Source organism: Paraburkholderia sp. J94 (genome assembly GCF_905220285.1).
In the GTDB taxonomy this organism is placed as follows: domain Bacteria; phylum Pseudomonadota; class Gammaproteobacteria; order Burkholderiales; family Burkholderiaceae; genus Paraburkholderia; species Paraburkholderia tropica_A.
In genome coordinates this window covers 460,693-473,104 of sequence record NZ_CAJMZH010000005.1, presented here as the reverse complement: position 1 = coordinate 473,104, position 12,412 = coordinate 460,693, and the positions used below count along the sequence as shown (strand labels likewise).

Annotated in this window: 4 protein-coding genes; 3 read left to right on the top strand and 1 reads right to left on the bottom strand. The window is 65.2% G+C overall.

What is annotated here, in order from left to right; all coding sequences use genetic code 11:
* Positions 1 to 35: 35 nt before the first annotated feature.
* A complete protein-coding gene (locus tag U4Y88_RS13265; protein ID WP_321784423.1) occupies positions 36 to 866 on the bottom strand; it encodes an oxidoreductase in 831 nt (276 codons plus the stop codon).
* 151 nt (positions 867 to 1,017) lie between these two features.
* Here U4Y88_RS13265 and U4Y88_RS13260 point away from each other — a divergent pair, with 151 nt between their 5' ends.
* The 3 genes from U4Y88_RS13260 (at position 1,018) to U4Y88_RS13250 (ending at position 12,100) form a co-directional block, all read left to right on the top strand.
* Entirely contained in the window at positions 1,018 to 1,929 is a 912-nt protein-coding gene (locus U4Y88_RS13260) for an AraC family transcriptional regulator N-terminal domain-containing protein (protein WP_415774439.1), read from the top strand.
* A 620-nt stretch (positions 1,930 to 2,549) separates the two neighbouring features.
* The gene (locus tag U4Y88_RS13255) at positions 2,550 to 11,876 is read left to right on the top strand and encodes a hemagglutinin repeat-containing protein (protein WP_321784419.1); all 9,327 of its coding nucleotides are present in this window, start codon (positions 2,550 to 2,552) and stop codon (positions 11,874 to 11,876) included.
* Positions 11,873 to 12,100: a hypothetical protein gene (locus U4Y88_RS13250; RefSeq protein WP_321784418.1), complete on the top strand. Its 228-nt coding sequence runs from the start codon at positions 11,873 to 11,875 to the stop codon at positions 12,098 to 12,100. Before U4Y88_RS13255 ends, U4Y88_RS13250 begins: the two co-directional genes overlap by 4 nt.
* The last annotated feature ends 312 nt before the right edge of the window (positions 12,101 to 12,412 follow it).

The following is a 12,412-nucleotide window of genomic DNA, read 5'->3' as shown; positions in this document are numbered from 1 at the left end:
ACCGCGCGCGCTTGATCGTTGGATTGATCGTCCGCTCAACCGTCCGTCGAGATCGTCACGCTTTCCCACGCGCCGATCTCCTGCTCCAGCGCCGCGAGTTTGCCGCGCACGAGGCCGAGCGCATCGCTGCCGAGCAACAGATGCGCGGGCGGCGTTTCGGCTTCGATCGCGGCGAGCATCGCGCGCGCGGCCTTGTGCGGATCGCCGAGTTGCTTGCCGCTCTTTTCCTCGCGCGCCTGGCGGATCGGATCGAAAATCGCGTCGTAGTCGGCGATCGAACGCGGCGTGCGCATCATCGAGCGGCCCGCCCAGTCGGTGCGGAACGAACCCGGCGCAACGGCCGTGACCGCGATGCCGAGCGGCGCGACCTCCTTGCCGAGCGCTTCGGAAATGCCTTCTAAAGCGAATTTGCTGCCGCAGTAATAGCTGATGCCCGGCATGGTGATGTACCCGCCCATCGAGGTGATGTTCAGGATGTGGCCGCGCCGCTGCGCGCGCATGAACGGCAGCACGGCCTTCATCATCGCGACTGCGCCGAATACGTTCACGTCGAACTGCTTGCGCAATTCCGCGAGCGGCGATTCTTCCATCACGCCCTCGTGGCCGTATCCCGCGTTGTTCACGAGCACGTCGACGGGGCCGACGCTCGCTTCGATGTCGGCGATTACAGCGTCGATCGCGTCGAAGTCGGTGACGTCGAGCACGCGCGCCACGGCCTGCGCGTGCAGCGCCTCGAAATCGCGCTGAGCCTGCTCGCTGCGCACCGTGCCGACGACGCGATGGCCCGCCGCGAGCGCCTCCTGCGCGAGCGCGCGCCCAAATCCGCTGCTGACGCCCGTGATGAGCAGAGTTTTGCTGCTTGCCATTTCCGGTTCTCCCGATTCGTGACTGGAACGTGCATACTAGTCTTATGAATCGGACTGATTAAGCCAGAATCCGGTAATTTTCTTGCCTGAAACTATGAATGCGAAACGTGCTTCTTCTTCCCGTCAGGCCGCCGCGAACAGCCAGGACCGCATGATCGCGTTGCTGCACGCGCTCGCGCCCGACGAAGGCTACAACCTCACCGCGCTGCCGAGCGTGCGCGTGCTGCGCTCGAACCGGCCGCTCGCGCGCACGCCGGTGCTCTACGATCCGGGCATCGTGATCGTCTGCCAGGGCCGCAAGCGCGGCTATTTCGGCGATCAGCTCTATCTCTACGATGAGCGTCATTACCTGGCCGTTTCCGTGCCGGTGCCGTTCAATATGGAAACCGACGCGAGCGAGGCGCGCCCGCTGCTCGCGCTCTATCTGCACCTCGATTTCACGCTGGCCGCCGAGCTGGCGATGCAGATCGACCGCGAAGGGCCGGCGGAACCGGCGCAGGCGCCGCAAAGCATGATGTCGACGCCGATGGACGACGCGATGCAGGCATCCGTGTTGCGTTTTCTCGAAGCGATGCATCGGCCGCTAGAAGCCGCCGTGCTCGGGCCGAGTCTGCTGCGCGAACTGTATTTCCGCGTGCTCACGGGCGCGCAAGGCAGTTCGATGCGCGAGGCGCTGGCGATGCGAGGGCAGTTCGGGCGCATCGGCAAATCGCTGCGGCTGATTCACGCCGGTTATGCGCAGGCGCTCGACGTCACGCAACTGGCTGAGGCGGCGGGCATGAGCGTGCCGAGCTTTCACAGTCACTTCAAGACCATCACGCAGGTCTCGCCGATGCAGTACGTGAAGTCGACGCGACTGCATCAGGCGCGTCTGCTGATGGTGCGCCAGGATCTGACTGCGGAGGCCGCGTGTCACGCGGTGGGGTATACGAGCGCGTCGCAGTTTAGCCGCGAATTCAAGCGTCTTTTTGGTTTGACGCCAGCGGCGGAAACGAGGCGCATGCGTGAGAGTTTTGCGATTCCTGAAGCATTTGATGATGCGGTGTTTGTTTCGTCGCATTGAAACGCGTGTTTCTCGCTGGGCGGCATCGGCGCGCGATTGTCGAGAACGCGGATTCTTTCCACGCTTTCTCGACGGATGCGAAGGAAAAGCGCGCGTGGATCACGGGATTTTCGGCGTCGGCATGGTGAGCGCCTGTGTGGTGTTGAACATTGGTTGACTTGTTTTGAGATAGTTCGCGAGTCATCGTTACGGACGCGCCCGCCTTGTGGCGCGACCCGATGGATGTGGGAGACTCGATGAACAAATATGTCGTGCAGTACACCTATCAGTACGCGGGCGTTCGACGCCCGGTCCTTTCGACGATACGGATGGTCTCGGTGTCGCCGCATGCCGCACAGCAGGACGCATGGCCAGTCCTCCGAGGCCGGCATCCCGATGCGCATATCGCCATGAGAGGGGTCGTTCGACTCTAGTCGGGGGATGGGTGTGGCTGGTGACTGTCCCCGTCTTGCGTGTTGTCCATGCGCCACGCGCGCGATGCCTCGCGCATCACATTCAAGTTAATTCTTTAAGCGAAATCCTAAAAAGCTGCGCGCACGCTCTGTTTAATGATTCTTGACGTGTTTTGAGAAAACCTGACTGTCAGGATCGCGTAATGAATCGTTAGCGAGTCCTGCACCGTGAATAGAAGCTACAGGCTGGTCTTTAGCCGCGCGCGCGGCATGTTAATCCCCGTTGAAGAAACCGCGAGCGCGAGCCGCAAATGCGGTGCGGGCGAGCGCACAGTCGTCGCGACCGTCGCTGCCGTTCTGCTGATCGGCATTCCGGTTGGCTCGGGTAGCGCGTATGCGCAGATTGTCCCGGGCGGGGCGAACGCGCCGAAGGTTCAGCAGACGGCGAACGGTTTGCCGCAGGTGAACGTGAACAGGCCGAGCGCGGCGGGCGTCTCGATGAACTCGTACAGTCAGTTCGATGTGCAGAAGAACGGCGCGGTGATCAACAACTCGCCGACGGTCGTGAACACGCAGATCGCTGGCTACGTCAACGGGAATCCCAACTACGCAGCGGGCCGGTCGGCGCGGATCATCGTCAATCAGGTCAACAGCGCGAATCCGTCGCAACTCAACGGCCCGACCGAGATTGCGGGCAAAGCCGCGACGTTCGTGCTGGCGAACCCGCAGGGGATTTCGATTAACGGCGGCGGCTTCATCAACGCGCCCCGGGTCGTCCTCACGACCGGCGTGCCGAATCTCGATGCGAACGGCGCGCTCGCGGGCTATACGGTCACGGGCGGCAGCATCACGGTCAGCGGCGCGGGCTTCAATGCGTCGAACGTCGATCAGGTCGATTTGCTCGCGCGCGCCGTGCAGGCGAACGCGGCGATCCACGCGAAGAATCTGAACGTCATCGCGGGCGCGAACAGCATCAATCACGACACGCTCGCGGCCACGCCGATTACGGGCAATGGTGCGCCGTCGCCGGTCTCGATCGACGTGAGTCAGTTGGGTGGTATGTACGCAGGGAAAATCCTGCTTTCGTCAAACGAGTTTGGGGTGGGGGTTTCGAATGCGGGCGTGATCGCCGCACAGGCGGGCGACTTTACGCTCTCGGCGGGCGGCGTGGTAACGCTCACGGGCAGGACGACGGCAAGCGGGAACGTGATCCTCAACGCGAGTCAGGGGATCAACAACAGCGGGACGACCTACGCGCAGCAGTCGCTTGTCGCAAGTACCGGCGGCGCGCTCGCGAACAGCGGCACGATGGCCGCGCAAGGCGGGCTCGCGGCGAACGCGGGCTCGATCGCTTCGAGCGGCACGCTCGGCGCGGGCGTGAATGGCGATGGCGTCGTCACGGAACCGGGCGCGCTGAATCTGACCACGACGGGCGCGCTCAGCGCGACCGGGACGAACCTCGCGGGCGGCGACGCGGTGCTCGCGGGCGCGAGCTTGAACCTCGCGGGCAGCGAGACGTCGGCGACGGGGAACATGACGCTCGCGGCGAACGCGGGCGACGCGAACCTCGCGGGCGCGAACGTCAAGGCGGGTCAGGCGCTCGCCACGCGCGCGAGAGGCGCCGTGACGACGGATCACGCGACGCTCTCCTCGGGCGGCTCTCAGACCCTCGACGCAGCGGCGCTCTCGAACCGGGCCGGACAGATTATCTCGGGCGGCGCACTCAGCACGAACGTCGCGGGCGCGGCGGATAATACGGGCGGCGTCGCGCAGGCGGCGGGCGCACAGTCGATCAACGCGGGCTCGCTCGACAATACCGGCGGGCATATCCTCTCGCTGAATGCGGACGGCCTGAACCTCGTCATCGGCAGCGCGCTCGTCAATGGCGCGGGTGGCGTGATCGGCGGCAACGGGAACGTCTCGGCGAGCGCGAATACCTTCACCAATGTCGGGCAGTTCTCGGCGCTGCACGACGCTGTCATTCGCGCTTGGGGCTTCGGCAATAGCGGCAGCGTGACGGCGGGCGGCTTACTGAGCGCGAGCGCGACCGGCGCGCTGAGCAACGTCCTCGGGACGCTTTCGGGCGGGACCGTCAACGTTTCGGGCGCGTCCATCGACAACACGAAGGGCGATATCGACGGAACGGGCGTCAGCGTCGCGACGACGGGCGACCTCGTCAACCGTAGCGGAACGATTGCGCAGTCGGGCAGCGGCGCGCAGACGCTCTCGGCGGGCGGCAAGCTCGATAACAGCGCGGGCGGCAAGATCGCCTCGAATGCGACGGATCTCTCGATCAAGGGCGCGTCGGTCGATAACGACAGCGGCGCGATCCAGCATGCAGGCGCGGGCAAGTTCGACGTGAGCGCTACGGGGGCGACGGGCGCAGTCTCCAGCGTCAGCGGCAAGATCGCGAGCAACGGTTCGGTTGCCATCGCCGGGCAGACGGTCGACACGTCGCGGGGTAGCGCGACGGCAAGGCAGAACCTCGCCATTACGGCGCAGCGGATCGTCAACGAGGACGGCAAGCTGCTCGCCGGTCAGGCGCTGAACGCGAGCGCGAGCGGCGCGCTCGACAACCGGGGCGGAACGGTCTCGGCGACGACGACGAAGGTCGCGGGCGGCTCGATCGACAACACGCAGGGCGATATCGAAGGCGTCTCGGTTGACGTCACGACCCCAGGCGACCTCGTCAACGTCAGCGGCAAAGTCATCCAGTCGGGGACGGGTGCGCAGGCGCTCTCGGCGGGCGGCAAGCTCGACAACAGCGCGGGCGGCACGATTGCGTCGAACGCGACGGACCTCTCGATCAAGGGCGCAACGGTCGATAACGACAGCGGCGCGATCCAGCACGCGGGAGCGGGCAAGCTCGACGTGAGCGCAACGGGCGCGGCGGGTGCGACGGGCGCAATCTCGAACGTCAGCGGCAAGATCGCCTCGAACGGCGCGATCACGCTCGACGCCGCGAACATCGACAACCGGAACGGCAGCGCCACGGCGCAGCGCGCCGCGAGCGTGAACGCGACGAACGGCATCGACAACGCGAGTGGCCTGCTCTACGGCGCAGAGGGACTCAGCGCGACAACCGGCGGCGATTTCAACAACGCAGGCGGCAATGCGCAGACGGGCGGCAATCTCGACGTCAGCGCGGGCGGCGCGGTCGCGAACGCGAGCGGCGCAATCACGGCCAATGGCGCGCACGGCACGGCGCATATCGCCGGGCAGCGCATCGACAACACGAACGGCGCGATCACGAACGCGGGCGACGGCGCGACGAACATCGCTTCGGGCTCGGCTATCGCGAATGCGGGCGGCGTGCTCGGCGGTAACGGCGACGTCGACCTCTCGGGCCAGACGCTCGACAACACGAAAGGCGGCCAGGTCGTCGCGGGCGGCGCGGCGAATCTCGGCATCAGCGAGCGGATCGACAACCAGGGCGGCACGGCCTACGGCGGCACAGCCCTGAACGTCGGCCAGTCGACGACGACAGTCGTCAACGACGACGGCACCCTTCTCGGCGGCACGGACGTCAAGGCGAACGTCGCCTCGTTCTCGAACGCGGGCGGCAAGGTCCGCGCGAACCGCGATATCGACGTGAGCGGCGCAGTGAGCGGCGACGGCGAAATGACCGCAGGCCGCAATCTCGCGCTCGATATCGCGGGCGACTATGCCAATGGCGCGGCCAACAGCCTGAACGCCGACGGCGACATGTCGATCCGCGCGAGCGGCACGCTCAGGAACGCCGGGCAGATGGCGGCGGGCGGCAGCCTCGACGCGGTCGGCGCGAACGTCGTCAACGAGGCGGGCGCGGACATGAACTCGTCGAACACTACGGTCAGCGCGAGCGGGAGCATCGACAACGCGGGCGTGATCGAAGGCGACAAGGTCACGACGAACAGCACGACGCTCAACAATACGGGCGCGGTGTTCGGCAATACCGTCACGGTCAACGCGTACGACGTCATCAATTCGGGGGCGGCGGCGATCATCGCGGGCGCGAGCTGGACGGGGATTTACGCGCAGAACTCGGTACAGAACCTCGACGGCGCGTTCATCTACAGCGGCGGCAATCTGGAAATGGCGCGCGACGGCACGCGCGACGCGTCGGGCCTGCTCGCGAACCCGATGAACGTGCTGACGAACAGCGCGTCGAGCATCCAGGCCGAGGGCGATATCGACGTCGCCGCGCACACGCTGAACAACCTGCGTACGGGCGTCGTGACCGAGGCCGGTACGCCCGTCTCGACCACGAGTCCGGCGCTGACGTTGTGGACCGCCGACATGGGGAACGACTATGCCGGGCCGGAATTTGCCTATTTCCAGAGTTACAGGTATCCGTGGCGCTGGTGGGCCGGTGGCTTCGGGACGGAAACGCGCAATGCGCTCGCGACTCCGCTGACGGTCACGCTGCCCGCCTCGCAGGTCACGAACCTGGACACGGGCGCACAAACCTTCTCGCTGACGACACCGCTTACCGACCGCTATGAGGTGCTGACAACCGGCTTCGCCACGCGCACGGTCACGAACAACGCGACGCAGTATTACAACAGCCTGACCCAGAACGCGGACGGGACGGTCACGATCACGTTCTGGCCGGACTTCGACCCGAATACGCAGATCCGCCCCGATCAGGTACAGGTGCGTACAGACCTCGGTACGGACAATCACGACTACATCGAGATCGCCCGAACGACGACGACCACGATGCAGACCGACCGCCTGCTGAACGCCGGGACGGCGGCGAACATGGTCTCGCAGGGGACCATGCGCATCAACAGCGATGGCGGTGCGATCAATAACGAGTCGTCGACGATGGCGGCGGGCGGCGATCTCATTCGCCGCGCCGACGGCGGCAGCGTCAACGACGACGGGATCGTCCTCCAGCAGACCGGCACCGAGACGACGGAGTCGACGTTCTACTGGCACCAGAAGTCGGGCCGCAATGCCGATCTCAAGACTTTTACGCAGACGGACATACCCATTGCATCGACGACCGTCGCCGCGCTGCCCGCGATTGCGTCGTCGAACCAGACGGTCGATACGCAGGCGCAGGATATCAACGTGACGTCGGTCGACCGCAAGGGGCAGACCGTTACCGGTTCCGGCGTCTCGGGCGGCAACGCAACCGGCACGCAGGTCGGCAGTGCGGCGACGGGCGGCGGCGAGGCGGCGTCGGTTGCGGCCACGGGCGACAGCACGAAGAAGCCGCAGACGCTCGGTACTGCGAGCGGCGGCATCCCCGACCTCAAGCTCCCCGTCAGCGCGCTCTATACCTACGATACGGCGCCGGGGACCAGCTTCCTGATCGAGACGAATCCGCGATTTACGAGCTACACGAAATTCATCTCGTCGGACTACATGCTCGGCCAGTTGGGGATAAATCCGGCGAATGTCGAGAAGCGCCTCGGCGATGCGTACTACGAGACGCAACTGATCCGTAACCAGGTCACGCAACTGACGGGCCGCGTATTTCTGAGCGGCTACTCGGACAACCTCGACGAGTACACGGCGCTCATGAACAACGGCGTCGCGTATTCGAAGGCGTTTAACCTCACGGTTGGCGTGGGGCTGAGCGACGCGCAGATGGCGCAACTGACCACCGACATGGTCTGGCTCGTCAGCCAGAGCGTGACGCTCGCCAACGGCTCGACGCAGACCGTCCTCGTGCCGAAGCTCTACCTCGCGCAGTCGAACACCGTCGATCTGACGGCGAGCGGCGCAATCGTCACGGGTAACAAGGTTGTCCAGAACGCGAGCGGCAACGCCAACATCAGCGGCGTGGTCGTCGGCGACGTCGCGACGACGGTGATCGGCAACAACATCGTCAATCGTGGCGTGATCGGCAGCGGCGGCACGACCACGGTCGCGGCGGTCGAGGACGTGAACAATATCGGCGGGCAGATCGGCGGCGTCGCCACCGTCGTGAGCGCCGGACACGATATCAACAACGTCTCGGTCACGCAGAAGGCGAGCACGACCGCAGGCACGACGGCGGATTTCGAGGCGAGTGCCAGCGGCATGGCGGTCACGGCGGTCGCGACGATCTCGGGCGCGAACAGCGTGACGGCAATCGCCGGGCATGACGTCAACCTGAGCGGCTCGGTCATCAAGTCGGGCGGCGACGCGACGCTCGCGGCAGCGAACAATATCCACGCGGGAACCGTCCAGCTCGACGCGACGCAGGATGTCGGCACGCGCGATGGCCTGAACGGCGGTCACAAGACGGCGACGGTCAACGTCGGCAGCGCGATTGCAGCGGCGGGCAACGTCACGACCGTCTCGGGCGGCGATACGACGCTCGTCAACACGACAGTCAAGGCAGGCGGCGACGTCGCGATGGGCGCGGTCGGCAACCTGAGCGTCGGCGTGGCGACCGATGCCGCCTCGTATAACGGGCAGTCGATGGGCGGCAGCCTTGCCCGCAGCAAGAACTCGACGTACGACGAGACGGTCAAGGGCAGCACCGTTCAGGCGGGCGGCAGTACGACGCTCGTCGCAGGCCAGGGCGGTACCGGGAACCTGAACATCGCGGGCTCGACGGTCTCGTCGGACAAGGGCGCGACGACGCTCTCGGCGACAGGCGACGTCAATATCGGCTCGGTCGACGAGACGCACACGGCGTCGCACTGGGAGGACTCGAAGCACTCGGGCTTCCTTTCCAGCACGAAAACGACCGATACGTCGAACTCGCACGACACCTACGCGACCGGCTCGACCGTCTCGGGCGATACGGTCACGGGCGCGGCGGGCCACGACATGACGATCACGGGCTCGACCGTCGCGGCGACCCATGATCTCGGGCTCGCGGCGGGGAACAACCTGACGGTCACGACCTCGCAGGACAAGGGCGAGTCGAGCACTTTCCATGAGGAAAAGCGTTCGGGCTTCGGCGCGCTCAGCGGCGGCGGCGCGAGTCTGAGTTACGGCACGCGCGACCAGAAGGACACGACGCACGATTCGTATGTCTCGAACAATTCGAGCCTCGTCGGCAGCACGGACGGCAGCGTGAGCATGATCGCGGGAAGCAATCTCACGGTCAGGGGTAGCGACGTGATCGCCGCGCAGAACGTGACCGGGACCGGCGCGAACGTCAGCATCGAGGCCGCGCAGGGAACGACGCATCACGACGAGCAGCATGAGATGAAACAGAGCGGATTCACGCTCGGCCTCTCGGGCAGCGTGGGTGACGCGATTAACAATGCGATCTCGGAGACGGAGAACCTCAGCCGCGATACGGGCAAGGACGGCAACAGCCGCGCGGCGGCGCTGCACGGCATCGCGGCGGCGGGTGATGTCGCGATGGCGGGCATGGGCGCGAAGGCGCTCGCGGGCGGCGCGACCGGCCAGGGCGCGCCGAGCATCGGCGTACAGCTCTCATTCGGGACGAGCCAGAGCCGCAGCGACGCGAGCGAGGATCAGACAACGCACAGCGGATCGAGCGTTCGCGCAGGCGGGACGGCGGCGTTCGTCGCGACCGGAGACGGCACGCCGGGCTCGGGCAACGTGACGATCGCGGGCTCGGACGTCAACGCGAACGACGTCCTGCTCGCGGCAAACAATCAGGTGAACGTCATCAACACGACGGACACCGATTCGACGCGCTCGTCGAACTCGTCGAGCAGTGCGAGCGTCGGCGTGTCGTACGGCACGCAGGGCTTCGGCGTCTCGGCGGCCATGTCGAACGCGCACGGCGACGCGAACTCGGACGCCTCGATCCAGAACGCCTCGCATGTGACGGGCGCGAACAGCGTCAATATCAGCTCGGGCGGCGATACGAACGTGCTCGGCTCGCAGGTCGCGGGCAAACAGATTAGCGCGGACGTGGGCGGCAATCTGAACATCGAGAGCGTGCAGGACAAGACCAGCAGCGCGGCGCATCAGAGCAGCGTCGGCGGGGGCTTCTCGATCAGCCAGGGCGGCGGCAGCGCGAGTATCTCGGCACAGAACGGCCAGGCCGACAGCAACTATGCGGGCGTAAACGAGCAGGCAGGACTGTATGCGGGCGACGGCGGCTATGACGTCAACGTCAAGGGCAATACCGCGCTGACAGGCGCGGTGATTTCCAGCACCGCCGACGCGTCGAAGAACAGCCTGACGACCGGCTCGCTCACCTACGCCGATATCGACAACCACTCGCACTACTCGGCGAACAGTTTCGGCGGCTCGTTCGGTTTGTCGCCGGGCGGCTCGCAGGAGAAGGCGGTCGGCCCGGCGTCGGTGCCGGGCTCGGGTGGGCTCGCGCCGATGATCGCGCAGCACGAGAACGGCGACGAAAGCGCGACGACGCGCAGCGCGGTCAGCACCGGGACGATCAACATCACGAACGGCGCGGCGCAGACGCAGGACGTCGCGGGCCTGAGCCGCGATACGGCGAACACGAACGGCAACGTGTCGGCTGCGCCGGACGTGAACCAGATCCTCAACAAGCAGGCCGACATGATGCAGGCCGCGCAGGCGGCGGGGCAGGCGGTTTCTCAGGGGATTGGCGCGTATGCGGATGGAAAGAAGGCCGATGCGCAGAAGGTTGCTGACGCGGCGAAGGCAGCGGGCGACATGGACGCCTACAATGCCGCGATGGCCGACGTGAAGTCGTGGGCTGAAGGCGGGGCGAACCGGATCGCCCTTCACATCGCGGGCGGCGGACTCATAGGCGGCTTGGGCGGCGGCGGCATCGGAAGTGCGGCAACCGGTGCAGCGGGCGCGGGAGTTGCGGCCTGGGCTGCGGGTGATCTGAACCGTCTTGCGAACGGCACGCGCGATGCGCTGGGCGGCGGCGATGCAGCGCAGTTGGCAGGCAACGTTTCGGCCAACATCCTTGCAGGCGGCATGGGCGCGCTGGTTGGCGGCGGCGCTGGTGCGTTCGCGGCGAGCAATGCGGACCTCTACAATCGGAGTACGGGTAACGGCAACGGCCAGGGCAGCACGGCCAACTCTGCGCTTGGCTGGATCGGCGATCAGATTGCCAGTGCAGGACGTGGCGCGGAAAATCTGGCGAACCAGTTTGCGGCGCTGGTGAATGCGAACGGGTCGCAGGGTTCGTATGTAAGCCCGGATGACCTGAACGGGCCCGGTGGGAACTCGAAGCCGCCGGCGGCGGGTGGTTCAGTGGTGCCAGTTGCGGTATGTGTGCCGCCGGTATGCACGGTGGTGCCGGCAGTAACGCCGGGAACGCCAGGGTACGCTCCGGGCAACGCGACGCTGAATAGCGGAAACGGCGATCAGCCGTTGGGAGGAAAGAGTGTCAACGACCTGTCGGATGCCGCGAAGGCGCCAGATGCATCCGATAAATCTGGTGAGTTGAGTGCCGCAGGGCGAGGGTTGCAGAAACACGGTAGTCGCGACGATAGTGCCTTCCCGGCCGCCAAGGGAAATCCGGCAGCCATCAATGAGCAAGGCCAAAAGGTTGTGGATGAAATCCTCAATGATCCCGGTCGCACAGTTGAGCAATTGAATCGTGGGCGCTATGGCAATGTCATCGAAATCCGAGCCTCTGATGGGCGAGGAATTCGGTACGGAGCAGATGGAAGGTTTATTGGTTTCTTGGAGCCGAACAAATGAAATCGCTAAGAGCGCAGATTGCCAGTGTAACTGACAGGGAGAACCTCATTTACGAAATCTGGCATGAGAACCAGCAGGTTGCTGAAATATCGAAAGAGCCCGGTCGTGGTTACGAGATTGAGATCTACCCGGCTGCTGAAAATGGCGCTTGGCACTTCGATTTAAGCGAGTTCAAGGCGATGCTTGAATACGGGGTCAAGGAGTTGGAGAGCAATCCTCAGTAATTGAAGCAACAAACCCGGCTGCGGCCGGTTTGTTGCTTGCAGTGCTGTTCAGTCTAGAGTGATGACGAGCCTGCCGTCGTGCACCTTGATCCTCACGCGCTGTCCTGCTTCAAAGTCCGCAAGCTCAAGATATCGTACCGAAAGCTTGATCTACGGACAAAGCGGTGGGGCCGTGTGGGGTCGCGCGTTGATGCGCCGGTATCGCCGCGCCGCGCGGGATGAGTGGGATCGACAACCACTCGCACTACTCAGCGAACAGTTTCGGCGGTTCGTTCGGTTTGTCGCCGGGCGGCTCGCAGGAGAAGGCGGTTG

Coding starts and splice junctions, on each gene's coding strand:
- U4Y88_RS13265 (WP_321784423.1), bottom strand. CDS start 866: ATGGCAAGCAGCAAAACTCTGCTCATCACGGGCGTCAGCAGCGGATTT.
- U4Y88_RS13250 (WP_321784418.1), top strand. CDS start 11,873: ATGAAATCGCTAAGAGCGCAGATTGCCAGTGTAACTGACAGGGAGAAC.
- U4Y88_RS13260 (WP_415774439.1), top strand. CDS start 1,018: ATGATCGCGTTGCTGCACGCGCTCGCGCCCGACGAAGGCTACAACCTC.